The sequence below is a fragment of the Bradyrhizobium sp. SZCCHNS2022 genome (assembly GCF_032377575.1).
GTDB classification, from domain to species: domain Bacteria; phylum Pseudomonadota; class Alphaproteobacteria; order Rhizobiales; family Xanthobacteraceae; genus Bradyrhizobium; species Bradyrhizobium aeschynomenes.
Genome location: NZ_JAUHHZ010000001.1, coordinates 1,273,222 through 1,300,020, shown reverse-complemented (window position 1 = coordinate 1,300,020; position 26,799 = coordinate 1,273,222). Strand labels below are relative to the sequence as shown.

General features: G+C 65.2%; 26 protein-coding genes. 5 read left to right on the top strand and 21 right to left on the bottom strand.

What is annotated here, in order from left to right; translation table 11 throughout:
• Nucleotides 1-25: 25 nt before the first annotated feature.
• From QXZ94_RS05750 to QXZ94_RS05725, 6 genes are all read right to left on the bottom strand, one after another.
• The gene (locus QXZ94_RS05750) at nt 26-1,195 is read right to left on the bottom strand and encodes an acetyl-CoA acetyltransferase (protein ID WP_315719583.1); all 1,170 of its coding nucleotides are present in this window, start codon (nt 1,193-1,195) and stop codon (nt 26-28) included.
• 74 nt (nt 1,196-1,269) lie between these two features.
• Entirely contained in the window at nt 1,270-2,253 is a 984-nt protein-coding gene (gene denD / locus QXZ94_RS05745; protein WP_315719582.1) for a D-erythronate dehydrogenase, read from the bottom strand.
• Between the two features lie 268 nt (nt 2,254-2,521).
• Nucleotides 2,522-3,430 (bottom strand): carbohydrate ABC transporter permease, encoded by a 909-nt coding sequence (locus QXZ94_RS05740; RefSeq protein ID WP_315719581.1) that lies wholly within the window; start codon nt 3,428-3,430, stop codon nt 2,522-2,524.
• A complete protein-coding gene (locus tag QXZ94_RS05735; protein ID WP_315719580.1) occupies nt 3,427-4,380 on the bottom strand; it encodes a sugar ABC transporter permease in 954 nt (317 codons plus the stop codon). Before QXZ94_RS05735 ends, QXZ94_RS05740 begins: the two co-directional genes overlap by 4 nt.
• A 268-nt stretch (nt 4,381-4,648) precedes the next feature.
• The gene (locus QXZ94_RS05730) at nt 4,649-5,971 is read right to left on the bottom strand and encodes an ABC transporter substrate-binding protein (RefSeq protein ID WP_315719579.1); all 1,323 of its coding nucleotides are present in this window, start codon (nt 5,969-5,971) and stop codon (nt 4,649-4,651) included.
• Nucleotides 5,972-6,061: 90 nt separating this feature from the next.
• On the bottom strand, nt 6,062-7,123 hold the full coding sequence (locus QXZ94_RS05725; RefSeq protein ID WP_172108107.1) for an ABC transporter ATP-binding protein: 1,062 nt from the start codon (nt 7,121-7,123) through the stop codon (nt 6,062-6,064).
• A 329-nt stretch (nt 7,124-7,452) separates the two neighbouring features.
• Between QXZ94_RS05725 and QXZ94_RS05720 the strand changes: the two genes are divergently transcribed.
• The 4 genes from QXZ94_RS05720 (at nt 7,453) to QXZ94_RS05705 (ending at nt 12,344) form a co-directional block, all read left to right on the top strand.
• Nucleotides 7,453-8,532: a LacI family DNA-binding transcriptional regulator gene (locus QXZ94_RS05720; protein WP_315726118.1), complete on the top strand. Its 1,080-nt coding sequence runs from the start codon at nt 7,453-7,455 to the stop codon at nt 8,530-8,532.
• A gap of 173 nt (nt 8,533-8,705) precedes the next feature.
• The gene (locus QXZ94_RS05715) at nt 8,706-10,529 is read left to right on the top strand and encodes an IlvD/Edd family dehydratase (RefSeq protein WP_315719578.1); all 1,824 of its coding nucleotides are present in this window, start codon (nt 8,706-8,708) and stop codon (nt 10,527-10,529) included.
• A gap of 141 nt (nt 10,530-10,670) precedes the next feature.
• The gene (locus QXZ94_RS05710; protein ID WP_315719577.1) at nt 10,671-11,405 is read left to right on the top strand and encodes an SDR family oxidoreductase; all 735 of its coding nucleotides are present in this window, start codon (nt 10,671-10,673) and stop codon (nt 11,403-11,405) included.
• Nucleotides 11,406-11,597: 192 nt separating this feature from the next.
• Nucleotides 11,598-12,344 carry an SDR family NAD(P)-dependent oxidoreductase gene (locus QXZ94_RS05705; RefSeq protein WP_315719576.1) on the top strand — a complete coding sequence of 249 codons (747 nt, stop codon included), beginning with the start codon at nt 11,598-11,600 and terminating at the stop codon, nt 12,342-12,344.
• A gap of 119 nt (nt 12,345-12,463) precedes the next feature.
• Here QXZ94_RS05705 and QXZ94_RS05700 read toward each other — a convergent pair whose 3' ends face one another.
• Entirely contained in the window at nt 12,464-12,760 is a 297-nt protein-coding gene (locus tag QXZ94_RS05700; protein ID WP_315719575.1) for a hypothetical protein, read from the bottom strand.
• 253 nt (nt 12,761-13,013) lie between these two features.
• A complete protein-coding gene (locus QXZ94_RS05695; protein WP_315719574.1) occupies nt 13,014-13,154 on the bottom strand; it encodes a hypothetical protein in 141 nt (46 codons plus the stop codon).
• Between QXZ94_RS05695 and QXZ94_RS05690 the strand changes: the two genes are divergently transcribed.
• On the top strand, nt 13,144-14,607 hold the full coding sequence (locus QXZ94_RS05690; RefSeq protein WP_315719573.1) for a hypothetical protein: 1,464 nt from the start codon (nt 13,144-13,146) through the stop codon (nt 14,605-14,607). The two genes, QXZ94_RS05695 and QXZ94_RS05690, sit on opposite strands and share 11 nt — an antisense overlap.
• A 240-nt stretch (nt 14,608-14,847) precedes the next feature.
• Here QXZ94_RS05690 and QXZ94_RS05685 read toward each other — a convergent pair whose 3' ends face one another.
• The 13 genes from QXZ94_RS05685 to QXZ94_RS05625 all read right to left on the bottom strand — a co-directional run bounded on the left by QXZ94_RS05685 (nt 14,848) and on the right by QXZ94_RS05625 (nt 26,725).
• Nucleotides 14,848-16,386 carry an amidohydrolase family protein gene (locus QXZ94_RS05685; protein WP_315719572.1) on the bottom strand — a complete coding sequence of 513 codons (1,539 nt, stop codon included), beginning with the start codon at nt 16,384-16,386 and terminating at the stop codon, nt 14,848-14,850.
• 23 nt (nt 16,387-16,409) lie between these two features.
• The gene (locus QXZ94_RS05680; RefSeq protein ID WP_315719571.1) at nt 16,410-17,198 is read right to left on the bottom strand and encodes an ABC transporter ATP-binding protein; all 789 of its coding nucleotides are present in this window, start codon (nt 17,196-17,198) and stop codon (nt 16,410-16,412) included.
• On the bottom strand, nt 17,198-18,109 hold the full coding sequence (locus QXZ94_RS05675) for an ABC transporter permease (protein WP_315719570.1): 912 nt from the start codon (nt 18,107-18,109) through the stop codon (nt 17,198-17,200). Before QXZ94_RS05675 ends, QXZ94_RS05680 begins: the two co-directional genes overlap by 1 nt.
• A gap of 337 nt (nt 18,110-18,446) precedes the next feature.
• Entirely contained in the window at nt 18,447-19,502 is a 1,056-nt protein-coding gene (locus QXZ94_RS05670) for an ABC transporter substrate-binding protein (RefSeq protein ID WP_315719569.1), read from the bottom strand.
• A 276-nt stretch (nt 19,503-19,778) separates the two neighbouring features.
• Nucleotides 19,779-21,086: a chloride channel protein gene (locus QXZ94_RS05665; protein ID WP_315719568.1), complete on the bottom strand. Its 1,308-nt coding sequence runs from the start codon at nt 21,084-21,086 to the stop codon at nt 19,779-19,781.
• Between the two features lie 20 nt (nt 21,087-21,106).
• Nucleotides 21,107-21,403: a DUF1330 domain-containing protein gene (locus tag QXZ94_RS05660; protein ID WP_315719567.1), complete on the bottom strand. Its 297-nt coding sequence runs from the start codon at nt 21,401-21,403 to the stop codon at nt 21,107-21,109.
• Between the two features lie 10 nt (nt 21,404-21,413).
• Nucleotides 21,414-22,208: an SDR family oxidoreductase gene (locus QXZ94_RS05655; RefSeq protein WP_315719566.1), complete on the bottom strand. Its 795-nt coding sequence runs from the start codon at nt 22,206-22,208 to the stop codon at nt 21,414-21,416.
• 198 nt (nt 22,209-22,406) lie between these two features.
• Nucleotides 22,407-22,853 carry a hypothetical protein gene (locus QXZ94_RS05650; RefSeq protein WP_172108083.1) on the bottom strand — a complete coding sequence of 149 codons (447 nt, stop codon included), beginning with the start codon at nt 22,851-22,853 and terminating at the stop codon, nt 22,407-22,409.
• Between the two features lie 168 nt (nt 22,854-23,021).
• Nucleotides 23,022-23,435 (bottom strand): 50S ribosomal protein L17, encoded by a 414-nt coding sequence (rplQ, locus tag QXZ94_RS05645; RefSeq protein WP_006611863.1) that lies wholly within the window; start codon nt 23,433-23,435, stop codon nt 23,022-23,024.
• A 163-nt stretch (nt 23,436-23,598) separates the two neighbouring features.
• Entirely contained in the window at nt 23,599-24,630 is a 1,032-nt protein-coding gene (locus QXZ94_RS05640; RefSeq protein ID WP_006611862.1) for a DNA-directed RNA polymerase subunit alpha, read from the bottom strand.
• 120 nt (nt 24,631-24,750) lie between these two features.
• Nucleotides 24,751-25,140, bottom strand: coding sequence for a 30S ribosomal protein S11 (gene rpsK, locus QXZ94_RS05635; RefSeq protein WP_006611861.1), 390 nt, complete (start codon nt 25,138-25,140; stop codon nt 24,751-24,753).
• A 129-nt stretch (nt 25,141-25,269) separates the two neighbouring features.
• Entirely contained in the window at nt 25,270-25,638 is a 369-nt protein-coding gene (gene rpsM, locus QXZ94_RS05630) for a 30S ribosomal protein S13 (protein ID WP_172108081.1), read from the bottom strand.
• Nucleotides 25,639-25,834: 196 nt separating this feature from the next.
• A complete protein-coding gene (locus QXZ94_RS05625) occupies nt 25,835-26,725 on the bottom strand; it encodes an adenylate kinase (protein ID WP_315719565.1) in 891 nt (296 codons plus the stop codon).
• Nucleotides 26,726-26,799: the final 74 nt, after the last annotated feature.

Here is a 26,799-nt window from a genome sequence, read left to right as displayed (position 1 = left end):
CAATGACGGAGGATGGAGTGGCGGCCTACTTCACCGGCTCCAGGATCGAGACGTAGTTGGCCACCGCGGCGCCGCCCATGTTGAAGATGCCGCCGAGCTTGGCGTTGGGCAGCTGCATGCCCTCCGGCGCCGTGCCGGTGAGCTGCATGGCGGTCATCACGTGCATCGAGACGCCGGTGGCGCCGATCGGGTGGCCCTTGGCCTTGAGACCGCCGGACGGGTTGACCGGCAGCTTGCCGTCCTTGAGCGTCCAGCCTTCCTTGATCGCGCGGGCGCCCTGCCCGCGCGGCGTCAGGCCCATCGCTTCGTACTCGATCAGCTCGGCGACGGTGAAGCAGTCATGGGTCTCGACGAAGGAGAGGTCGGACAGGGTCACTCCCGCCTTCTCCAGCGCGCGCTGCCAGGCGACGGTGCAGCCCTCGAAGGCGAGGATGTCGCGCTTGGACATCGGCAGGAAGTCCTGCGCATGCGCCGTGGCGCGGACATTGACCGCCTTGGCGAACGACTTCGCCGTCTCGCTGTCGGTCAGCACCAAAGCGGCGGCGCCGTCGGAGACCAGCGAGCAGTCGGTGCGCTTCAGGGGACCGGCGACATAGGGATTCTTCTCGCTCTCGGAGCGGCAGAACTCGAAGCCGAAATCCTTGCGCATCTGCGCGAACGGGTTGGCGACGCCGTTCTTGTGGTTCTTGGCGGCGATCAGCGCCAGCGCGTCGGACTGATCGCCATACTTCTGAAAGTAGCCCTGGGCGATCTTGCCGAACACGCCGGCGAAGCCGCCGACCGTGTCGCCGTCCTCCGGCAGATACGACGCCTTGAGCAGGTTCTTGCCGATCTCGGGCCCAGGCGTCCGCGTCATCTGCTCGACGCCGACCACGAGGACGATCTTGGCGGCACCCGCGGCGATGGCGCGGATGCCCTGGTGGACGGCGGCGGAGCCCGTGGCGCAGGCGTTCTCGACCCGGGTTGCCGGCTTGAAGCGCAAGGCCGGATCGGCCTGCAGCACCAGCGAGGCGGTGAAGTCCTGGGGGGAGAAGCCGGCGTTGAAATGGCCGAGCACGATCTCGTCGACGTCGCCGGCCGAGATGCCGGCATCCGCCAGCGCTTCATTGGCGACCTTGACGACGAGGCTCTCGACGGTCTCGGCGTCGAACTTCCCGAACGGCGTATGCGCCCATCCGACGATGCTGGCGGTCATGCTGTCTCTCCCGAATGTCTCCCTGCCCTCAAATGGCGCTTTGCGCCATGCGAGTCCAGAGGCTGGTGGCGGTCTCAGGCCACGAACTTGCCGCCCAGCTCATCCTCGATGTGAATCCGGATGATGTCGTCAAAGGTCTTTTCCTCGGTGGTGAAGCCGAGCTCGCGGGCCCGCTTGGCCTCGAAGTTCCGCGGCCAGCCGGCGACAATGCCGACGATGAAGGGATCCGGCTCCCGCTTGATCCGGTCGGCGACCTTGTCGCCGGCGACGCGGCGAAGCGCGGCGATCTGCTCGCCGACGGTGGCCGTCAGGCCGGGCATGGTCAGGTTCCGGCGCGGGCCGATCTTGGCGGTGTCCATGGTCGCGGCATGCAGCAGGAAGCCGACCGCCGAACGCGGCGTGGCGTGCCAATGCTGGACGTCCTCGGACACCGGCAGCACGGCTTCCTTGCCGGCCAGCGGCTCGCGCAGGATGTTGGAGAAGAAGCCGGACGCCGCCTTGTTCGGCGCGCCGGGGCGGATGCAGATGGTCGGCAGCCGGATGCCGACGCCGTCGAAGAAGCCGCGGCGGCTGTAGTCGGCCAGCAGTAACTCGCCGATCGCCTTCTGGGTGCCGTAGCTCAAGAGCGGCGCATTGACGAACTCGTCGCCGATGGCCTCGGGGAACGGCGCGCCGAACACCGCGATCGAGGACGTGAAGACGAGCCGCGGCTTGTAGCCGTCGCCGATCAGCCTGACGGCGTCGAACAGCATCCGCGTGCCGTCGAGATTGATGCGGTAGCCCTTGTCGAAATCGAGCTCGGCCTCGCCGGAGACGATCGCGGCGAGATGGAAGATCACGTCGGGACGATCAGCGACGAGCTTCTCGGCGAAGCCGGGGACGGCGAAATCGCCAGCGATGGTTTCGACGGCGATCGACGTGTCGGGCTTGGACGGCGCGACGATGTCCTGCAGGGTCATGCGGGTGATGGCGTGATTGCCGAGGCGGCCGTCGCGGACCAGCCGCTCCACCAGCTTGCGCCCGACCATGCCGGCGGCGCCGAGAACGAGAATATGCAAGGGGATGCTCCTTGTTTCTTTTTGGTCGATCACATCAGCTGGCTGCGAATGCGATCGACATTACTGCGCCCTCTCCCCTTGTGGGAGAGGGCATCACCGCAGGTGCCGCATGCTCGATTGGGTGAGGGGTTGGTCCCACGAACTCCGTCGTTGCGGAGAGAGACCCCTCACCCGGCGGCGCGCTTCGCGCGCCACCACCCTCTCCCACAAGGGGAGAGGGTGCACCGCCGGCGCGGCCGCATTTGAATTTCTTCAACGAAACCCCGCCCTACTCCTTCACCGCGCCGGTCATGGCCGACACATAATGCTCGACGAAGAAGGCGTAAAGGATCACGAGGGGCAGCGAGCCGACCAGGGCGCCGGCCATCAGCGATCCCCATTTGTAGATGTCGCCATCGACGAACTCGTTGACGATCGCGACCGGCACGGTCTTGTTCGGCGTCGACTGCAGGAAGGTCAGCGCGTAGATGAACTCGTTCCAGCACAAGGTGAACGAGAAGATGAAGGCCGAGATCAGGCCGGGCACCGCGAGCGGCACCACGATCTTGACCAGGATCTGCCAGCGGCTGGCGCCGTCGATCAGAGCGCATTCCTCGAGCTCGAACGGGATCGTCTTGAAGTAGCCCATCAGCAGCCAGGTCGAGAACGGGATGAGAAGCGTCGGATAGACCAGGATCAGCGACAGCGGCGAGTCGAACAAGCCGTAGGCCTGGATCACCGAAGCCAGCGGGATGAACAGGATCGACGGCGGCACCAGATAGGCGAAGAAGATCAGCACGCCCACCGTGTCGGCGCCCTTGAACCGCAGCCGCACGATCGCATAGGCCGCGAGCACCGAGGCGAAGATCGACAGCGTGGTGGCGCCGACCGCGACATACATCGTGTTCCACAGCCAGCGCGGATACTGCGTCTCGAACAGCAGCTTCGAGATGTGCTTGAAGGTCGGATGCACCACCCAGAACGGGTTGTACTTCTCCATGTCGATCAGCTGCTCGTCGGGTTTGATCGACGTCAGCCCCATCCAGTAGAACGGGAACAGCAGCACCACGAGGATGATGAACAGCGGCAGATAGAGCGTGATCAGACGCCGCGGCAGCGACTCCAGATAGCTCATGCCCTCCGATTCGTCGGAGCTGGCCGTGGTGGACGCCTTGGCTTGCAGCGTGGTGTCGGTCATTGGTCTGATCCTTGCTGCCATTTGCGCCGTTGCATGCCGAACCAGGAGATCGCGATCGCCGCTGCCAGGAACGGGATCATCGCGGTCGCGATCGCGGCACCCTCCCCGAGCCTCCCCGAGATGATGCCGCGCTGATAGCTGAGCGTCGCCATCAGATGAGTGGCATTGACGGGGCCGCCACGGGTCAGCGCCCAGATCAGCTGGAAGTCGGTGAAGGTGAACAGCACCGAGAACGTCATCACCACCGCGATGATCGGGGTCAGCAGCGGATAGGTGATGTAGCGGAAGCGCTGCCAGCTGGTGGCGCCGTCGAGCGTCGCGGCCTCATAGAGCGAGGGCGAGACGGTCTGCAGGCCGGCCAGCAAGGTGATGGCGACGAACGGCACGCCGCGCCAGATGTTGGCAATGATGACGGAGGCGCGCGCCCAGGAGGTGTCGCCGAGGAAGTTGATGTTCTGCGTGATGATTCCGAGCTTGATCAGCGACCAGGAGATGATCGAGAACTGCGAATCGTAGATCCACCAGAACGCGATCGCCGACAGCACCGTCGGCACGATGAAGGGGATCAGCACGATGGCGCGGATCATCGCCTTGAACGGCATGTGCCGGTTCAGCAGCAGCGCAAGATACAGCCCGATTGCGAATTTGATGGCGCTCGCCACGATCGTGTAGAGCAGCGTGTTGAACACCGACAGCCAGAAGATCGAATCGTCCCACAGCCATTCGTAGTTCTCAAGACCGACGAAGACGCCGGTACGGCCGATCTTCTCGTCGGTGAAGCTCATCCAGACGCCGAGCCCCAGCGGATAGGCCAGGAACAGGATCAGGAAGGCCGCCGCCGGCAGCATGAACCACAGAGCGATGACGTTGCGGTTGGTCTTCAGGCGCGACCATGCCGAGGGCTCGCCGACGGCGGCGCCCGATGGCAGCGAGGTCTGAATGGTACTCATGTATCGAGCAGCTCCCTTCGAACCGGAGGGTGGGCAATCCGACATGCCCACCGGTGTTCGGGACGGATCAACGCCAATTTCGTCATTGCGAGCGAAGCGAAGCAATCCAGGGCCGAAGCAGGAAAATTTGGATCGCTTCGTCGCCTTCGGCTCATCGCAATGACGGCAGTGAGTAAGCCGTAGAGTCGGCGCGGCGCGCGGGAGATTTGGCTCTCTCCTCCACCCCCGGCGCGCCGCCTTTGCCCACCCTACGAGATCGGCGCCCGCCTCAGCGGAAGATGCGCTTGGCCGACCGCTCGGCGGTCGCCATCGCCGTCTTCACGTCCTCGCGGCCGGTGCAGTAGTTCGCGAACATGTCGACCACCACGAAGTCGGCGATCGCAGCCGCAGCCGCCTCGCCGAGCTTACCGAGGCCGGCCGGCGTCGTCGCGGTCGCCGCGACCTCGCGATACGGCGTGTTCTTCGGGTCGACCGTCCAGATCGGGTTGGCGTCATAACCCTTCAGGAAGTGCGACAGATAGCCCTGCGCCGCCTCGATCCACGGATTGAACTGCTCCGGCTCCAGCATGAAGGCGGTGAATGCCTTGCAGGTCTGCGGGTACTTGGAGAAGTTGAACACCAGGATCGGGAAGCCGAGATGCATTTCACGAGTCTTTCCGTCCAACCCGGGCGGCAGATGCGCGTGGTTCATGTCCTCGGCGATCTGCGGCGCCTCCTTCTTGGCGGTGACGTAGATCGAGATGCCGTTGACGGTGGCGTAGAGCTGGCCGGCGAGGAACGCCTTGTTGTTCGACGAGTCGTTCCAGGACGCGGTGCCCGGCACGAAATTGTCGTACAGGCCCTTGACGTATTCGAGCGCCTTGGCGGTCTCCGGCGAGTTGATGACGACCTTGTTGTCCTTGTCGATCAGGTTGCCGCCATGCGCCCACAACGCCCAGTGCGTCCAGCCGTTGGCGTCGCCCGAGGCGTGGCCCAGCGCCATGCCGCCCGGCGTGCCGTTCTTGTTCATCGCCTTGAAGAACTCGGACAGCTCCGCGAGATTCTTCGGGAACGTCTTGAAGCCGGCCTTCTCGGCGGCCGAGATGCGGTAGTTGACGAGACCGCCGGTCGCCGCCACGGGGATGCCGATCCACTTGCCGTCGAGCATGCCGTAGGCCTTGCCCGAGTCGGTCCAGCCGCCGCACTTCTTGCCGAGGTAGTCGGCAACATCGGTCATGTCGACGCATTTGTTGGAGAACAGGAAGGGCAGCGTGTAGAGGCCCCACACCATGTCGAGGCCCTGCCCGGTGTTGGCCGCGACGGAGGCCTTGGGCTGAACGTCGTCATAGGATTCGTTGGAGACGTTGATCGTGACGTTGTTGGCCTTCTGGAAGGCGTCGACGATCTTCATGAAGGCCACGTCCTCGGCCTCGACAAAGCGCTTCCAGCGCATCATGTTGATCTTGGCGCCGGGCTCCGGCTTGAAGGGCGAGGTCTGCGCCCACGCCTTGGCGTAGCCGAGCAGATCCTCTGCCGACATCGTCGCCGCAGCCGCCAGCAGCGTCGCGCCGCCCTTGAGCAGAGAACGTCGATCGGTGGGGAAATAGGTCATCTGAAGTTTTCTCCCGTTGAGTATTGCTTGTTTTGTTCGTTGCCGATTTTTCGGTCGTTTTGGTTCTTAGGTCTGCGTCGCGCGACCGGATCAAAGTCTCCGGCCGCTGTCCTTGTCGAACAGATGCGCCGCCGACGCGCGCGGGCGCAAATGGATCTTCTCGCCGGGATTGACCTCGTGGCGGTCGCGGAACACCGCGATGATGTCCTGGGTGCCGATACGGGCGACGATCTGCGTCTCCGAGCCGGTCGGCTCGACGACCACGACCTCGGCCTCGATGCCGTCATCGGCAAGCTCGAGATGCTCGGGGCGAACGCCATACACGACCGGGCGGCCGTCGGATGCTGCCGGCGCCGACAGCAGCGGCAGCTTGGCGCCGTTGTCGGTCTCGACATAGACCGAGCCGTTGGACTTGAGATGGCCGTTGAGGAAGTTCATCGCCGGCGAGCCGATGAAGCCGGCGACGAACTGGTTGTCGGGCTTGTCGTAGAGATCGAGCGGCGAGCCCATCTGCTCGACGATGCCGTCGTGCATCACGACGATCTTGTCGGCCATGGTCATGGCCTCGATCTGGTCGTGGGTGACGTAGACGGTGGTGGTCTTGAGCCGCTGATGCAGCTCCTTGATCTCGGTGCGCATCGCGACGCGCAGCTTGGCGTCGAGGTTCGACAGCGGCTCGTCGAACAGGAACACCTGCGGGTCACGCACGATGGCGCGGCCCATCGCCACGCGCTGGCGCTGACCGCCGGAGAGCTGGCGCGGATAACGGTCGAGCAGCGGCGTCAATGCCAGGATCTCGGCAGCTCGCGCTACGCCCTTCTTGATGTCCTCGGGCCGCGCGCCGCGCAGCTTCAGCGAGAAGCCCATGTTGTCGGCGACGGTCATGTGCGGATACAGCGCGTAGTTCTGGAACACCATCGCGATGTCGCGCTCTTTCGGCTGCACGTTGTTGACGACGCGCTCACCGATCGAGATCGTTCCGGAGGTGATATTCTCGAGCCCGGCCAGCATGCGCAGCAGCGTCGACTTGCCGCAGCCGGACGGCCCGACCAGCACGACGAACTCGCCATCCTCGATCGGAATGGTCACGCCGTGCAGGACCTCGAATCCGCCGAACGATTTGCGCACGTCGCGAATTTGCACCGACGACATCAATTTCCTCCTCATTGACCGGCTGCATTTGCTGCATGCCGGCGGCATCCTGACCGTTGTTCTCGGCCGTTTGATCTGGCCGCTTGTCGTTGCGTAGTCTTGGTCTGCTGGTCTTGTTGACGTGTTATTGGCTGTCTTGTTGGCAGTCTTCCTATTGGCTGTCTTATTATTGGCTGCCTTCGATCGTCTGGCTGCGTCCGGAACCGGCGACCAGCTTCGAAGACATTGTCGGCAGTTTATATCGCTTCCGCAATGCTTCGCTTAGCAACCGCGTGATAGCGCTGTCAATATCGCTTGTCTGCCCGTTCGCCTATGCTATGAGCAATCGCATGGGACGGAAACGTAACGAGCCGGGCAAAGTGCGGCTGACCGAGGTTGCGGCCTTGGCGGGCGTCAGTCCGATTACGGTGTCACGTTTCTTCCGTAATCCCGACACGGTGTCGGCCGGCCGCCGGCTGCGGATCGAGAGTGCCGCCAAGGATCTCGGCTACGTTCCCAACCTCGCCGCGCGCGCACTCGCATCGCAGCGCACCGAGGTGATTGGCGTATTGATACCGTCCCTCACCAACAACGTGTTCTCCGACGTGCTGCGCGGCATCTATGACGCGTTCGAAGGCAGCCGCTACAGCATCCAACTTGCGAATACACGCTACAGCGTGCTGCAGGAGGAGCGCCTGCTGCGGCTGTTCCTGATGCAGAAGCCGGCCGGGCTGATCGTGACCGGCGTGGATCAGACCGCGGAAGGCCGCGCCATCGTGCAGGCGGCAGACTGCCCGGTGGTGCAGATCATGGAGCTCGGCGCCGATCCGATCGACATGATGATCGGCTTCTCCCACGCCGACGCCTGTCATGCTGCGATTTCGCATCTGCTGGCGCAGGGATGCCGACGGATCGGCTTTCTTGGCGCACGCATGGACCCAAGGGTGCAGCGCCGTCTTCAGGGCTATCAGAACGCGATGAAGGAGGCGTCCGTGTTCGATCCGCGCCTGATCGTCACCACGGCGGTCCCGACCTCGACGACGATGGGAGGTAGCCTGTTCTCCGATCTCCTGCTCAAGGCGCCGGACCTCGATGCGGTGTTCTGCGCCAATGACGACCTTGCGCTCGGCGTGCTGTTCGAATGCCAGCGCCGGCACATCGCCGTGCCCGAGCAGGTCGCGATCGTCGGATTCAACGACATGGAATTCATGGCATCGGCCGTCCCGACGCTCTCCAGCGTTCGCACCAATCGCTACGAGATGGGCCTGCGCGCGGCGACGATGATCATGGACGAGATCGAAGGGCGCGCCGTGGCCGAGCGCGTGGTGGATCTTGGCTTCGAGGTGATCGAACGGCAGAGCTCGACGTTGCAACGGGCTGCCGCGAACCTGCAGCCGGCATCCGGCCGCGCCACAGGAACAAAATGGTAGCGCAACCAAAATTGGTGATCTAGAACCACGCGACCGAACGACGCGTTGAACAAAAAAGCCTGGGCGACCGGAGGCCATTGCATCTGACCGCGGTGCTTCATCTCGCGTCTCGACGCGCGTGAGGCACCCCCACCAGACCGGCATCGCCACCTTTGCACTGCGGGAGGAAACGAATGACAAAATCGAACGGACATGCCGGCAACGGCGCTGACAAGAGCCGCAAGCTGCGCTCGCAGGCGTGGTTCAACGATCCGCACAACCCGGGCATGACCGCGCTCTATCTCGAGCGCTATCTCAATTACGGCCTGACCCGCGCCGAGCTGCAGTCGGGCAAGCCGATCATCGGCATCGCCCAGACCGGCAACGATCTGTCGCCCTGCAACCGTCACCATCTCGAGCTGGCACATCGCGTCCGCGAGGGCATCCGCGCCGCTGGCGGCATCGCGATGGAGTTTCCGACCCATCCGATTCAGGAGACCGGCAAGCGTCCGACGGCGGCGCTCGACCGCAACCTCGCGTATCTCGGCCTCGTCGAAATCCTGTTCGGTTATCCGCTCGACGGCGTGGTGCTGACCACCGGCTGCGACAAGACGACGCCGGCCTGCCTGATGGCAGCGGCCACCGTGAACATCCCGGCCATCGTGCTCTCGGGCGGGCCGATGCTGAACGGCTGGCACGAGGGCCAGCGCACCGGCTCCGGCACCGTGGTGTGGAAGTCGCGCGAGCGGCTCGCTGCGGGCGAGATCGGCTATGAGGAGTTCATGCAGATCGTGGCGTCCTCGGCGCCGTCGGTCGGGCATTGCAACACCATGGGCACCGCCTCGACCATGAACGCGCTGGCGGAAGCGCTCGGCATGTCCCTGCCCGGCTGCGCCGCGATCCCCGCGCCCTATCGCGAACGCGGCCAGATCGCCTACGAGACCGGCACGCGCATCGTCGACATGGTGTGGGAAGACCTGAAGCCGTCGGACATTCTCACCCGCAAGGCGTTCGAGAACTGCATCGTCGCGAACTCCGCGATCGGCGGCTCGACCAACGCGCCGATCCACATCAACGCGCTGGCGCGCCATGTCGGCGTCGAGCTCGACATCGACGATTGGCAGACCGTCGGCCACGACGTGCCGCTGCTGGTCAACATGCAGCCGGCCGGCTTCTATCTCGGCGAGGAATTCCATCGCGCCGGCGGCGTGCCGGCCGTGATCGGCGAGTTGATGCGCCACAAGCGCATCCACGAGGACGTCATCACCGTCAACGGCCGCAGCATGGGCGACAATTGCCGCGCCGCGCCGAAGCCGGACAACGATGTGATCTGGTCCTACGACAAGCCGCTGGTGAAGGACGCCGGCTTCCTGGTGCTGCGCGGCAACCTGTTCGATTCCGCGATCATGAAGACCAGCGTGATCTCCAAGGAATTCCGCGACCGCTATCTCAGCAACCCGAAGGACCCGAACGCCTTCGAAGGCCGCGCGATCGTGTTCGAGGGGCCCGAGGATTATCACGACCGCATCGACGACGAGGCGCTGGCGATCGACGAGCACTGCGTGCTGTTCATCCGCGGCGCGGGTCCGATCGGCTATCCCGGTGGCGCCGAGGTGGTGAACATGCAGCCGCCAGCGGCGCTGATCAAACGCGGCATCCTGTCCCTGCCCTGCATCGGGGACGGCCGGCAGTCCGGCACCTCGGGCTCGCCGTCGATCCTCAACGCCTCGCCGGAGGCCGCCGCCGATGGCGGCCTTGCGATCCTCAAGACCGGCGACCGGGTGCGGATCGACCTCAACCAGGGATCGGCCAACATCCTGATCTCCGACGAGGAGCTGGCCAAGCGTCGCGCCGAGCTGAAGGCCAAGGGCGGCTTCCCGCATCCGGCCAACCAGACGCCATGGCAGGAGCTCTATCGCAACACCGTCGGCCAGCAGGCCACCGGCGCCTGCATGGAGCTCGCGACGCGGTACCAGAACATTGCTGGCACCGTTGGCGTGGCCAGGCATAATCACTGAACCATCCGCTGTCATTCCGGGACATCGCGAAGCGATGGGCCCGGAATCCATAACCACGATCGGGAGTATGGATTCCGGGCTCGCCCTTCGGGCGCCCCGGAATGACGGCAACTAACAAACAAGCCATCCCAGGGAGCCCCCATGTCCGACCGCCTCAAGGGCAAGCGCGCCTTTGTCACCGCCGCCGCTGCCGGCATCGGCCGCGCCTGTGCCATCGCCTTCGCACGGCAAGGCGCCACGGTGTTCGCGACCGACATCGACGAGAAGGGCTTGGCCACGCTGAAGAGCGAAGGCATCGCCGAGGTCGCGACGCTCGACGTGCGCAACACGGCGGCCGTCAACGCCATGGCCGAGCGGGTCGGCAAGGTCGAGATCCTGCTCAATGCCGCCGGCTTCGTGCACAACGGCACCATCCTCGACTGCTCCGATGACGATTGGGAGTTCTCGTTCGATCTGAACGTGAAGTCGATGCATCGCACGATCCGCGCCTTCCTGCCGAAGATGCTGGATCAGGGCGGTGGCGCCATCGTCAACATCGCCTCCGCCGCCGGCGTGTTCAAGGCGGCGCCGAACCGCTACGTCTACGCGGCGACCAAGGCCGCGGTGGCGGCGGTGACGCGCTCGGTCGCTGCCGACTTCGTCGGTCGAGGCATCCGTTGCAATTGCATCTGCCCCGGCACGATCGAGACGCCGTCGATGCTCGGCCGCGCCGCGGCCGCCGGCCCCAACGGGCTCGAGATGTTCATTTCGCGCCAGCCGATGGGCCGGCTCGGCACCGCCGAGGAGATCGCGCATCTGGCCGTCTATCTCGCCAGCGACGAGAGCGCGTTCACCACCGGCGTCGCGCACACCATCGACGGCGGCTGGACGTTGTAGGTCTTTACCTCTCCCCGCCTGCGGGGAGAGGTCCGATCGCATCGCAGATGCGATCCGGGTGAGGGGGTACAGGTCCAACCACGCACACCACCCGTGCGTCTGCCCCTCACCCCGCCCTCTCCCCGTAAGAACGGGGAGAGGGAGCGCACCGCTCGCGCTGCAAGAGGCGGGGTTGTTAGGAGAGGAAACACCATGAACCACATCGATCTCGCCAACCGCTGCGCCGTCGTCACCGGCGGCGCGCAGGGCTTCGGCCGGGCCATCACCGAGCGCTTCAAGGCCTCGGGCGCGAAGGTTGCGATCTGGGATCACGACATCGCGCTGGCCGAAAAGGCTGCGCAGGAGATCGGATCCGAGGTGCTGGCGCTGAAGGTCGACGTCACCGACAACGCGGCTGTCGAAGGCGCGCGCGATGCCACGCTGGCCGCGTTCGGCAGCATCGACATCCTGGTCAACAATGCCGGTATCGCCGGCATCAACAAGACGGTGTGGGAGACCGATCTGGAGGAATGGCGCAAGGTGCTGCGCATCAACCTCGACGGGCCCTTCATGTGCGCCAAGGCCATCGTGCCCGTCATGCTGAAACAGGGCTATGGCCGCATCGTCAACATCGCCTCGATCGCCGGCAAGGAAGGCAATCCGAACGCGGCACACTACTCCGCCTCGAAGGCCGGCCTGATCGCGCTGACCAAGTCGCTCGGCAAGGAGCTGGCGCAGCACAACATCACCGTCAACGCGGTGACGCCGGCCGCGGCGAAGACCGCGATCTTCGATCAGATGACGGAAGCGCACATCAACTTCATGCTGTCGAAGATTCCGAAGGGCCGCTTCGTTCTCGTCGAGGAGCTCGCCGCGCTGGTGTCCTGGCTCGCCTCCGAGGAATGCTCCTTCTCGACTGGCGCGGTGTTCGACATCTCCGGCGGCCGCGCAACCTATTAGGAGCCCGTAGCCCGGATGCGCGTAGCGACATCCGGGGTCTCACGCGCTGCCGACGCGAACCCGGATGTCGCTACGCGCATCCGGGGCTACGCAGTTGTCGTCGCGGCGGCGAGATCCGCCTAATTGTGCTTCTTCCAGAAGATGCGCGCGCCCTGCACCGACTGCGCGACGTTGATGCGGGCGCGCTCGAACGGCGTCACCACGCCGTCGGCCTTGGCGCGGTTCTCCAGCCGCTGCACGTGGATCTGGCCGCGGACCAGCTGCTGCGTCTCCGGATAGGTCAGCCGGCCCGAGGCGATGCCGTTGTAGATGCGATGCGACTGCGCATTCTGCCGCGCGTCGATCAGCGGCGTGCCGGCAAAGCTCGCTCCCGACGTGATGACGAGCAGCAGTGCACCGGTCATGATGGACTTCATGTCACTCTCCTGTGGGGTGGTGTCCACCGGCGTGAAGACGTCATTGTCCGCACTCCTCCAGCGAACGGCCGGCAGGATGAGCGAGATCGACGGCGACGACCGTGCGCGCACTCACACTCGATCATGTGGCGGACGCCCGATCGTCGCCCCGCCGTCCGGCAGGATGTGCCGGTCCCGGCGTCGAGATGCTCCGGAAAAAAATCTCGGCATGCGTGAAATGCCGGTCTTGCAAATCTCACCTTTGAGTGCATGTTCACGGCGCACTACTTTTGAATGAATCATTTTTAACATCATTGACGGCGCTCGGCGGCCGGACTTCGCGGCAGACCATCACCGCTCCCCCGCGGGTCCATTCCAGCGCGCGCATCACATGGAGATTGGCCATGAAGACCATTCAGTGGCTCACCCTGACTTTCGCAACGACGATGGCGGCAGGCGGACTTGCCGGCGCGCTCAGCCCGGCCAACGCGGCGGCGCCGCCGCCGGCCAAGAACTGCCCGGCGTTCGGCTGGTCGGAGGGACTCGGCCAGTATCTCAAGCCGGACGCCGCCTTCCCCACCTCGGATACCAAGACGATCCCGACGCCGGACTGCAACTTTCACCAATGGTCGTGGGAAGCATTCGTCTGGGCAACCGCGCTGGTCAAGGATCCGGGATCAGGCAGCAACGTGCCGCGCTTCATGACGCTGGCGACGCCGGCCGAGCTGCTCAGCAATGCCGATAACGCCGGTGCCCCGAAGCTGCGGCCGCTGACGCTGGCGGCCCGCGCGCAGGTCTTCCATGGCGCGGCGGGCTTCACCGAAGGCGCCGGCGCGATCGTCCAGGCTGATGGCAACATGCTGGTCGCCCAGAACGGCTACCCGGTCTATGCCTCGGTTCACATGAACCAGACCTATTTCAACACCGCGCGCAAGAACCTGATCGTGACCGGCGGCTATCAGAGCCAGCCGGCGGGCTCGTCCTTCGCGGTGGGTGATGCCGTGTTCAAGGCGACATGGCTGCGGCTGGATCCGAACCAGGCGCCGCCCGCCGGGGCCTACACGACGCAGGCACAGGTGCCGGTGCTGGAGAACAAGATCACGCCCGGTCAGATCACGATCCAGCCGGTGGCCGGCAAGTTCGTCACTGTGACCGTGGCGCTGATCGGACTGCACGTGGTCGGCTACACCGAGAACCATCCGGAATTCCTGTGGGGCACGTTCGAGCTGAAGAACAACTCGCCGCAGACGCCGGACAACACCTTCGAGCCGTCGGCGAGCCGCTCCGATCCGAAGAGCTACACGCTGTACAAGGGCCGCACGCCGTTCTCGCAAGTCAACATCGCAGCACAGCCCGGCGCCAGCCGGCCGCAGTTGACGCTCGATCCCGCAACCCAGAAGCTCACGCCCGTGACCAATGTCGTGCTGGAGAACAAGACCGGCGGCGAGAACCAGCCGAACGGCGTCGGCAACATCTACGCGATCAATGCGCAAGCCCAGGGCTTCCTGTCCAACCTGAAGGGCCCGCAATCGACCTTCGCCAGCTACAGCCTCGACGGCACGGTGTGGATGCTGCCGAACTCCTACAATCTGAACAGCAACCAGACCAATGCCGTCGGCTCAGTCAATCTCGCCAACGCCACCGCCGAGACCTTCGTGCAGCAGGCCGACAACACGCCGATCAAGAACGTGCTGAACTGTTTCCTGTGCCACAATCCGACGTCCTACTCGTTCCAGACGCCGCCGCCGGCCAAGCTGCCGAACCGGCTGATCGCGCTCAGCCACGTGCTGTCGATCGGCTCGCCCTACGAGGTGCCGAACTCGATTTCGGGCAAGCTGCTGATGCGCCCCGATCCGTTCCGGAAGTAGGTGGAACGAGCGGTGCCCGTGATTGCGCCCTCTCCCCTTGTGGGAGAGGGCATGTATGAAGGCGCGGCAAGCTCGCTTGGGTGAGGGGTATCTCTCCACGAGCATCACTTGCGGAGAGAGACCCCTCACCCAACCATTTGCCTGGATGGGCCGGCGATGCCCTCTCCCACAAGGGGAGAGGGTGCTGTATCGCACAGTCTCATGACTTATATGGCATCTGATACGGCCACGACCGAGCAATCAGCTCCGCGTCGACGTCCGATAGAACGGCGTGTGCGCGGCCGCATCGAAATAGCCGTCATAGAATTGCTTGACGTGCGGGAACACCGCCAGGCCGAGCTCGCGGCGGGCGACCTCCTCCTCGGTGCGCGGCTTGGCCAGGATGTCGGCGATCTCGGCCAGAACCTCGTCGCGGTTGATGCGGGTGAAGCGGCCGTCGGCGTAGACGATGTCGCCGCCGACATAGACGGCCGCCACGTGCTGCGACTTGGCGCGCTGAACGAGCGCATCCAGCATCGGGATGTCCGGATCCTGGAACGGATAGGTCGCCGCGTTCCAGTCGATCAGCACCGCATCGAACAGCCGGCCCTGCTCCAATCTGCCGATGCTGTCGCCGAACGCCGTGGTCTTGGCGCCGCCTTCGGTGGCCATGCGCACGATCTGCGGCGCCGTCGGCACATCGTCGTCCATGCCCGGCGTGCGGTGGACACGCAGCGCCAGCTTCAACTCCTGCAGCATGTCCCGGTCCTCGTTGATGCCCGCTTCGTCGAGGCCCATGCCGATGGTGATGCCCTTCTTCTCCCAGACGTTGAGCGGCGCGAGCCCCGAGCGCAGCCGGAAGTTCGACGAGCAGTTGTGGCAGATGCAGGTGCCGGTGTCGGCGACGATGTCGATGTCCTCCTCGGTCAGCCAGACGCCGTGGCCGAGCGTCATGTGCGGGCCGAGCACGCCGAGGTCATGCAGGTGCCGCACGGCGGTCTTGCCGGTGCGCCGCCGCGCATATTCCTTCTGATAGGCGGTCTCCAGCAGGTGCATGTGCATCGGCACCTTGGCGGCGCGCGACTTCTCGTGCAGCGCCACGAGGCCGTCGTCGGTGCACCAGTGCAGATTGGCCGGCGCGAGCTGGATGCGGGTCAGCGTCTCGCCGGCGTTCTCGGCCGTGAGCACATCGAACAGCTTCATGTAGTCCGCGAACGGCACCTGCTGCGCCTTCAGATGCGCGGCCAGCCGCTCGTTCCAGGGCGCGGGCAGCCGGGCGCAGAATTCTTCGTCGGCCTCATAGACCAGCCGGTTCTGCTCGCGCACGGCGTAGCAATAGGAGGCGCGCATGCCGATCGCGCGATAGGCCTGCAGCACCTTGGTGGCGGCGCCGTGGATGGCGTCGAAGCCGCCGGCCATCCAGCCGTGAATGTGCTGCACGGTGGTGACGCCCGAGGCGACCATCTCGAAGGCCGAGTACAGGGTATCGAGATAGAGATCGATCCGGCGCGCCGGCAGGCGGCTGGCGAACCACAATTCCAGCGCATGATCGGGCGAGCCGAGCTGCAGCGGCGTCAGCCCGACATGGTGGTGGCTATTGACGAAGCCCGGCAGCATCACGTGGTTCGGATGGCGCTTGACGGTCGCCTGCGGCGCCAGCCGCTCCAGCTCGGCAAACGATCCGACCGCCACGATGACGCCGTCGCGGGCCAGCACCGCCCCATCCTCGATCACGACGGGCGTGTGCCGATCCTGGATTCCGGAGACGACCCACTTCGCCCCGACCAACACATCAGTCATCTTGTCTCCTCCCGCTGTCCGGTTCACAGGCCCGACTGCTCGGCGAAGGCCTTGTCGACCTCGGCGGCGAGCAGCTCGGTGAAATAGTCGCGATATTCGTGATAGCGCGGCGAGCGCGTCGGCCTCGGCCGCGGCAGGTCGATCGGCACGATCTCCTTGACCCGGCCCGGCCGCGCCGTGAACACGATCACGCGGTCGGCGAGGCTGATCGCCTCGTCGATGGAATGCGTGACGAGCAGCACCGAGGCGCGGCTGTCCTGCCAGATCTGCAGCAGGAAATCCTGCAGCTTGGCGCGGGTCTGGACGTCGAGCGCGGCGAACGGCTCGTCCATCATCAGCACTTTCGGCTGCATCACGAGCGCGCGGGCGAACGCGGCGCGCTGGCGCATGCCGCCGGACAGTTCATCCGGCTTCTTGTCGAGCACGTCGCCGAGCCCGACGCGGCGCAGGATCTCGCGTGCCTTCTCTCGCCGCCGCTCCGGCAGCTCGGCGCGGATGGCGAGACCAAAGGCGACATTGTCGAGGATGGTCAGCCAGGGAAACAGCGAGGCTTCCTGGAAGATCAGGCCGCGCTCCGGCGACGGGCCGGCGATGGCGAGACCGTCATCCTCGATGACACCATCGCTCACGCTCTCCAGCCCCGCGATCATGTAGAGCAGCGAGGACTTGCCGCAGCCGGACGGGCCGAGCAGCACGACGAACTCGCCGGGCGCGACGTCGAACGACAGCTCGTCGATGGCGCGCAGCGGAGGTCGGCCCTCGACGTCCCAGGTCTTGCCGACATTGCGAATGGAGACGGCCGGACGCGCCATCACACCCCTCCCCTGCTCGGCGCCACCCACCACAGCATGCGACGCTGGATCTGGCGCAGACCCCAGTCGCTGAGGAAGCCGAGCGCGCCGATCACGGCCATGGTGAAGAAGACGAGCTTGGCGTTGAAGGTCGCGCGCGCCATCGAGATGATCTGGCCGAGCCCGGTGCCGACGCCGACGGTCTCGGCGATCAGGACCACCATCCAGGCGCCGAACAGGTTGAGCCTGAGGGTCATGAACAGGCTCGGCAGGATCGCCGGCAGGATCACGCGCCAGAACAGCTGCGTCTGCGTCGCGCCCATGATACGGGCGACATGGATGTAGTTGACCGGCACGCTCTCGATTTGCGCCGAGGTCGACAGCACGATGGTGAAGAACACGGTGATGAAGACCAGGAAGATCGCCGGCACGTCACCGATGCCGAACACGAAGATCGCGACCGGCAGCCAGGCGACCGGTGAGATCGGCGCCAGCAGCAGCACCGTCGGCATCAGGAGGTTGCGCAGCCAGCGCACGTAGTGCAGCGCGGCGCCGACGGCGACGCCGCTGACGAAGCCGAGCGCGAGACCGGTGAAGACGCGGAACGTCGTCCAGAACATCGTGATCGCCAGCGCGCCGGCGCCGCCGCCCGAGGCGACCGAGCCGACACGGTTGGAGCGGTCGAAGAATTTGAGCGTGCCCGGAATGTCCTGCAGGAACAGATGCGGCGGCGGCAGCAGCAGCGGGTTGATCTTGCCGAAGTACCACAGCGCTTCCCAGATCGCGGCGAACAGGCCGATGGACAGCGCAGCCCAAGCGAGCGCAGCGATGTGGCGCTGGGCCTTGCGCCAGTTGCGTGGCGGAGACGCGGGAGGTGACGGCGCGTCCGTAGCCGGCGCGCCCATGGCTACGGTGTCAGTTGGCAAGCGCATGATCTCCGTCACCCTGCATGACCCTCCAAACCCTCACCCTGAGGAGCCCGCCCCAGGGCGGGCGTCTCGAAGGGCGAGGCCCGAGCTGTGGCCTCATGGTTCTCAAGGCGATGCGAGAGCATCGCCTGAACGCGCCGCGAACGACGATTTCTGCAAAGTAGCCACTGATCGGCGCGGCGCTCCTCACCATGAGGGTCAAAAGCCGAGGGCGGCGCTGCTGATTGACCATGACCAGCCTGCTCATGACGAGGATCGTTCGTGCGCCGCGAACGACGACCTCATCTCCGAAGAGCCGGCCGAAAGGCCGGCGTCTTGAAGGATGGGCCACAACGATCCCTCACGCCGATTTCAGCTTCAGCCCCTCATAGAGCGCCTTGTTGTCGGCGATGACGGCCTCCAGCAGCGACCAGTCGAAGGCGCCCTGGTCGGGCAGCTTCTTGACGTAGCCGAGCTCCTTCATCGAGACGCCGCGGTCGATGATGAACTGGGTCTGGCTGCGCTGATCGACCACGATGGGCTGCTTCGAGGAGGCGTCGATCGCCGCCTCCATCGAGGTCTTGTAGTACTTGCCGACGGTGTCCTTCAGCGCGGCGCCCTTGTCGGCCTCGGCCTGGCTCTGCGCCACCATCAGCGCCTTGATGACCGCCTTCACCGCCGCCGGATTCTTCTCGATCAGCGGGGTGCGCGCGGCCAGCACGCAGTCCGAATAGCCCTTGCCGTAGAGGTCGGTGCCGTCGGACAGCACGGTCGCGCCCTTACGCTGCTGCACGCATTGCGTCGCATACGGCTCGATGTGGCAGATCGCGTCGAGCGCGCCGGCCATGAAGGCCTGCGCCAGCTCCGGCGAGGTATCGAGATATTTGATGTCGACGTCCTTGAACGATAGCCCGGCCTTCTTCAGGTAGTCGTAGGGCAGCACCTCGAGCGTGTCGGCCTGGAACGTGCCGAAGGTCTTGCCCTTGAGATCGGCGGCGGACTTGATGCCGTCCTTGGCGACGATGATGCAGCCCTGCACGCCGCCGCCGGCGACGATCTTCACCGGCGCGCCGGCGTCGTACAGCGTCATGAAGTTGGAGTACGGGATCATCGAGATGTCGACGAGGCCGGCGCCGAACATGGTGGTGATCTCGGTGTTCGACGGCGTGACCACGAATTCGAGCTCGACGCCGTCGGCGACCGTCAGGTTGCGCTCCTTGGCGAGGAAGATGCCCATGTTGCAGAAGCCGGAGCCATGGGTCGCCTTGATGACGGTCGCAGCCATTGCCGGCGTCGGCGCCAGCAAGGTTGCGAGATGAGCAGGAATGGCCACGGTGGCGGTGGCTGCGGCCACCGAGGTCTTGATGAAGTTACGGCGAGAGAAGCTGCGATAAAACGTTCCGTCACGATCGCACATGCGAGTCTCCATCCATGACGACGGGATGGACCCATGAGGGTGACGAGCTGATAGCTCCATCGACGGCGGGCGCGATCTCGACATCGTCCCACCGACCCAACGGGGATCCCGACGATGGGCACGCCAACCCATGAGAGCGAAGCTCTGCGCTGAGATCAATTACGCAAGCCGTGTGCCAACGGGCTGACGTTGAACTCACAGCAGAATTCGTTGTTGTGGAACGCGAGCCGCGGCGACCGCGCTCAATCAAGCATCAGCCTGCTCACGACCGCAGCATCACGGCGCCGCTTGCGCCGCCTCAGCCTTCGCCACAAAGCCCTTGGCGAGCGCATGATAGAGCCCCTCCTCGCAGATCAGCCGCGACGTGCCGTAGGCGATCAGCGAAGCCATCATCAGCGGCACCACCATGGCGTGGTTGTCGGTCATCTCGGTGACGATGACGAAGGCCGTGATCGGTGCCTGCACCACGCCGGCGAAATACGCGACCATGCCGAGCAGCATGATCGGCGCCAGCGGGGTCTGATGGAACAACGAGGCGATATTGGCTCCGATACCCGCGCCGACGGCGAGCGAGGGCGCGAAGATGCCGCCGGGAATGCCGCTGATCGCGGCGAAGGTGGTGGCGAGGAACTTCAGCACGCCGAAATCGGCCGGCAGCGGCGTGCCGGTCTCCAGCGCCGCCTTCACCTGCGCATAGCCGGTGCCGTAGATCGTGTCGCCGGAGGCGAGCCCACACAGCGCGACGGCGAGGCCGCAGGCGAGCGCGAACAGCAGCGGCCGGCCTTTGATGAACAGGCCGATCGTCCCCGGCAGCCCGCGCGCCATGCCGATCAGGATGCGGCTGAACAGGCCGCCGGCGGCGCCGCCGGCCACGCCACAGACGGGCACCGCCAGCCAGTCGATGCCCTTGCCCAACGCCATCGGCGTCGTGCCGAAATAGGCGTAGTTGCCCATCAGCGCCAGCGAGGTCAGGCCCGCGGCGATCACGGTGGCGATGACGAGGCTGGAGGTCCGCGTCTCGAAGGCGCGGCTCATCTCCTCGATGCCGAACACGATGCCGGCGAGCGGTGTGTTGAAGGCCGCCGCGACGCCAGCCGCAGCGCCGGCCAGGATCAGACCAGGCTGCCGCCGGGGCGACAGCCGGCCGAGCGCGAACATGATGGAGGCGCCGACCTGAACCGTCGGCCCTTCGCGCCCGACCGAGGCGCCGCACAATAGCCCCAGCAGGGTCAGCAGCACCTTGCCGATCGCGATCCGGATCGACACCAGCGGGCTGCGCGCCCGCGTGTCCGACAGATGCCGCGCAGCGATCGCCTGCGGGATGCCGCTGCCTTGCGCGTTCGGGAAGTAGCGCTGGGTCAGATAGACCGACAGCGCAAAACCGGCGGGCGTCACGATCAGCGAGGCATAGCGCGATGTCGACAGCAACCAGTTGAAGGCAAGCTGGGCCTGATCGGCGAGCTCCGCCAGAGCGACCGCCGCCGCCCCCACCACCAGCCCGCCGACCACGAACAGCACCCGCCGCTGCCAGCGCGCCGAGGTCAGCTTGAGCCAACGCTTGCGGCGGGGGGTGATCTTCAGCATCGGCGGGGTCGATCCGGTCTCTACGCAGGTGCAATACCCTCGACGAAAACCAGCCGGCGGTCCAGCGCCTTCCGACGCACGCCGAGCGCCTCGGCATATTCGGGCGACGCATACCATTCGCGCAGCCGCGCCATCGAGGGAAACTCGACGATGATGAGAGTTTTGGCCGGAGGCCCGCCTTCGATGGTTTCGGCGGGCCCGCCGCGGACCAGATAGCGTCCGCCGTGCTGCGCGATCGATCGCGCAGCAAGACTGCGGTAGCGCTCCATCACCTCGGCGTCCCGGACCTCGACCTCGGAGATGACGTAGGCGGACATCGCCGGGCCCTCAGGCGATGGTGTCGATGATGCCGCCCTCGGCCCGCAGCGCCGCGCCATTGGTGGCGGACGCTTGCTGGGATGCGGCATAGACCACCATGTTGGCGATCTCGTCGACGCTGGCGAAGCGCTGCAGCAACGAGGCCGGCCGGTGCTGCTTGACGAACGACGCTGCCGCCTCCTCTTCCGACTGGCCGTTCTGCCGCGCCAGATCCTTGACGAAGGTCTCGACGCCTTCGGACATCGTCGGCCCCGGCAGCACCGCATTGACGGTGACGCCGGTGCCGCGCGTCAGCTTGGCGAGCCCGCGCGAGACCGCAAGCTGGGCGGTCTTGGTCATGCCGTAGTGGATCATCTCGGTCGGGATGTTCAGCCCCGATTCCGAGGAGATGAAGATGATGCGGCCCCAGTTGCGCTTCAGCATGCCCTGCATGTAGGCGCGCGCCATGCGCACGCCCGACATCACGTTGACCTCGAAGAAGCGGCTCCAGTCCTCGTCGGGAATGTCGAAGAAGTCCTTCGGCTCGAAGATGCCGGCATTGTTGACGAGGATGTCGACCTCGGGGACCGCCGTGACGATGGCATTGCCGCCGTCGACCTGCGCCACATCGCCGGCCACGCCGCGGATCTTGGCGCCGGGCACCGCCTGCTTCAGCCGTGCGGCGGCGTCATCGACGCGCCCCTGGGCACGGCCGTTGAGGACGACCTGGGCGCCGGATGCGGCCAGCCCTTTGGCGATGGCAAAGCCGATGCCGGCGGTGGAACCGGTGACGAGGGCGGTCTTTCCCGTGAGGTCGATGTGCATGGGCAGCTCTCCGTTGTGCTGGAGAAACGGATGTAGGTCGCCATTGCGCCGACCCCAACGCGCTGCACGCAGAGCTGATCCTTTCTGGCGGTAGCCCGGATGAGCGCGGCGATATCCGGGTTCATCACGACCGTCGGTGAGACCCCGGATGTCGCTGCGCTCATCCGGGCTACAGAGCGAGACCAGCCCCCGTCCTCTTCAGCTCGTGGCTCCCATCAGGGTCGCGACCTCACGCCGCCCTTTCAACATCTCCCCGAATTCCGCGGCGAAGCGATCCAGCTCCGCATACTCGGTGAGGAAGCGGATCGAGGCGCAGTTCTGCACGTCGAAATCTGGTGTGTGCTGAACGAGGGTCGCCAGATCGGCATGGACCAGCAAGGTGCCCTTCATGTCGTGCGGCTTGACGATGATCCGGACGTGACATTCCGCGAGGCTGCCTTTGCCGTCGTAATACCCGCCCTCGATCATCGGCGGCTTCTCCGATGACAGCGGAAACGAACGCAGCTCCTTCAGAAAGGCGTCCAGATCATTGCCGAACCACGCCTCGCCGCGCCCGGCAAACGCGCCGGCCCTCGCCACGGCGATGATCTTGCCCGTGCCGTCCTCATCCCGCTCGTAGGCGAGGCGTAGCTCTGCGGTGCTCATGCGCGGCTCCGTTGATTTTGCGTAGCCCGGATGAGCGCAGCGACATCCGGGGTCTCTCGAGCCGCAGCGATAAACCCGGATGTCGCTGCGCTCATCCGGGCTACGGGTCCACCAAAACGAAAACGGCGCCCGAAGGCGCCGTTTTGCAAACTCACATCGGAGCGTCGCTTATGCGGCTTCCGAGGTCTCCTGCACCGGGCCGGAATCCTGGCCCTTGGCATCGACGTCGCGATCGACGAACTCGATCACGGCCATCGCGGCGTTGTCGCCGTAGCGGAAGCCGGCCTTGATGATGCGGGTGTAGCCGCCGTTGCGGTCCTTGTAGCGGGGCGCCAGCACGTCGAACAGCTTCTTCACCTGGTCGACGTCGCGCATCTCGGCGATCGCCTGACGGCGCAAGGCGAGGCCGCCCTTCTTGCCGAGGGTGACCAGCTTTTCGACGATCGGCCGCAGCTCCTTGGCCTTCGGCAGCGTGGTGACGATCTGCTCGTGCTTGATCAGCGCGGCGCACATGTTGGCGAACATCGCCTTGCGATGCTCGGCGGTGCGGTTGAGCTTCCGATGAACCTTGCCGTGACGCATTGTCTTAGTCCTTCTTTTCAATCTGCCGCGACGGTTCGTCGGACATGTTGCTCAGGTGGGCTGCCTGCGTTCGCCCAAGAGAGCGAGTAGCGAATGGCGCGTAGCGAATGGTGTCGTCCCAGTTCGCTATTCCCCTACTCGCTATTCGCCACTCCCTATTCGCTCAGTAGTGATCCTCGAAGCGCTTGGCCAGCTCGTCGATGTTCTCCGGCGGCCAGCCCGGCACTTCCATGCCGAGATGCAGACCCATCTGGGCCAGCACTTCCTTGATCTCGTTCAGCGACTTGCGGCCGAAGTTCGGGGTGCGAAGCATCTCCGCTTCCGACTTCTGCACGAGGTCGCCGATGTAGACGATGTTGTCGTTCTTCAGGCAGTTCGCCGAACGCACCGACAGCTCGAGCTCGTCCACCTTCTTGAGGAAGGCCGGGTTGAAGGCGAGGTCAGGGATGATCTCCTGGGCGACTTCCTTGCGCGGCTCTTCGAAGTTGACGAACACGTTGAGCTGATCCTGCAGGATACGGGCGGCATAGGCCACCGCGTCCTCCGGCGAGATCGCGCCGTTGGTCTCGATCGTCATCGTCAGCTTGTCGTAGTCGAGAATCTGGCCCTCGCGGGTGTTCTCGACCTTGTAGGAGACCTTGCGGACCGGGGAGAACAGGCTGTCGACCGGGATCAGGCCGATCGGCGCATCCTCGGGACGGTTGCGATCAGCGGCGACGTAGCCCTTGCCGGTCGCGACCGTGAACTCCATGCGGATCTCCGCGCCCTCGTCCAGGGTGCAGAGCGGCAGGTCGGGGTTGAGCACGACGATATCGCCGACGGTCTGGATGTCGCCGGCAGTGACGGCACCCGGACCCTGCTTCTTCACGACCATGCGCTTCGGGCCTTCGCCCTGCATCTTGATCGCGATGTCCTTGATGTTCAGCACGATGTCGGTGACGTCCTCGCGGACACCGGCGATCGAGGAGAACTCGTGCAGCACGCCGTCGATGTGCACCGACTGCACCGCGGCGCCCTGCAACGACGACAGCAGGATGCGGCGCAGCGCATTGCCCAGCGTCTGGCCGAAGCCGCGCTCCAGCGGCTCGGCGACCACCGTGGCGAAACGGGTCGCGTCGGAGCCCGGCGTGACCTGGAGCTTGTTCGGCCGAATCAATTCTTGCCAATTCTTCTGGATCGTCACTGTTTCACCCATTGGCCGGTCATGGAATCTGACTGACTGGCGTTGGAGAACCGCGCATCAGATCGCGGCAACCGAAATGTCTCAAAAGCACGACGAGGCGGACATGCTGTCCGCCTCTTTCACATCTTCACATCAGACGCGCCGGCGCTTGCGCGGACGGCAGCCATTGTGCGGGATCGTCGTCACGTCGCGGATCGAGGTGACGGTGAAGCCCGCGGCCTGCAGCGCGCGCAGGGCCGATTCACGGCCGGAACCCGGACCGGCAACCTCGACTTCGAGGGTGCGCATGCCGTGCTCCTGGGCCTTCTTGGACACGTCCTCCGCCGCGACCTGCGCAGCATACGGGGTCGACTTGCGCGATCCCTTGAAACCCATCGTGCCGGCCGACGACCAGGCAATGGTGTTGCCCTGGGCATCGGTGATGGTGATGGTCGTGTTGTTGAACGACGAATTCACGTGGGCGACGCCGGAGGCGATGTTCTTGCGCTCACGACGACGGACACGTGCGGCTTCCTTGGCCATATAGGTACCTTTCTCGAGATCTCAACGCCGCCGTAGTGCCAGCGGCTACACCAGAAACGCGAATGGTGAATAGCGAGTAGCGAATAGGGATCTCCCCTACTCGCCACTCGCTATCAGCAACTCGCGAAATTACTTCTTCTTGCCGGCGATCGCCTTGGCCGGACCCTTGCGCGTGCGCGCATTGGTATGAGTGCGCTGACCGCGCACCGGCAGGCCACGGCGATGACGCAGGCCGCGATAGCAGCCGAGGTCCATCAGCCGCTTGATGTTGATGCCGGTCTCGCGCCGCAGGTCGCCCTCGACGACGTAGTCACGGTCGATGACTTCGCGGATCTGCAGGACTTCCTGGTCGCTCAGCTGATTGACGCGACGATCCTCGGCAATCTTCACCTTCTCGATGATGTCGGCCGCGATCTTCGGGCCAATGCCATGGATATACTGGAGCGCGATCAGGACGCGCTTGTTGGTCGGGATGTTGACACCGGCAATACGGGCCACGGACTTCTCTCCTGTCACCGATCCAAGGACGGACCGGCCTTCGTTCTCGCTATCTCGGGCAGGCGTCCGCAAACGCGAACAAGACGCCCACCCCTCGATTCCTGGGGGCCCGGCATCTTTGGAAAACTATCCGACTTGGATGCGGGCTTATTAATGGATTCACACGGCGGTCGTCAACCGCCCCTACAAGATTCGATCACCTCTTGGCGCGCTTTTTTGGTGCCTTTGCAGAGGTTTTCCGGGTTCCGCTAGCCGCCTTGGCGGCGGCCTTTGAGGCCTTCTTCGAAACCTTGGGGGCCTTCTTGGGAGCCGCCTTGGCGGCCTTTGTTGCAGTCTTGGCCGCCCTTTTGGCTGTCTTTCCGGCCTTTCTTGCCGAGGCAGCCGCCTTCGGAGCCTTTTTGGCAGCCTTCCTGGCCGATTTCGCCGGCGTAGCCTTGCCCGGAGCTTTGGCGCTCCGCTTGGCCGGGCTCGCCTTCTTGGCCGCCCGGCTGCCCTCACTCTTGCCGACGGCGGCCAGGATCCGGCCGATCTCCTCGGTCACCTCTTCGATCGGCATCATGCCGTCGACGGTCGCGAGCATCCGGTGGTCGGAATAATAGTGGATCAGCGGCTCGGTCTGATCGCGGTAGCTGGCTAGGCGCTTGGTGAGCACCTCCGGGGTATCGTCCGCCCTGACCGCCTCGCCGCGAGCCCGCGTCTCGGCCGCCCGGCGCTCGACCCGCTCCAGCAGCACGCCTTCGTTGACCCGGAGCTCGATCACGGCGTCCAGCTTCATCTGCTTCTGCTTGAGCAGCGCGTCCAGCGCCTCGGCCTGCGGCACGGTTCGCGGGAAGCCATCCAGAATGAAACCATTCGCCGCGTCAGGCTGCTCGATTCGGTCGGCAATGATGCCGACCACGACCTCGTCCGGCACCAGGCCGCCGGCCGCCATGATGTCCTTGGCCTTCAGCCCGATCGGCGTCTGCGCGGCCACGGCGGCACGCAGCATATCGCCGGTCGACAGCTGGACGATGCCATGACGCTGCACCAGGCGCTGCGCCTGCGTGCCCTTGCCCGAACCGGGCGGTCCCAGAAGAATGAGTCTCATCGAATTTCGCCCCCCGGCACACGGTGGGCGACCTCCCGCACACCTTGTTCTTGGCTTTTTGGTTCCCGGGCGCG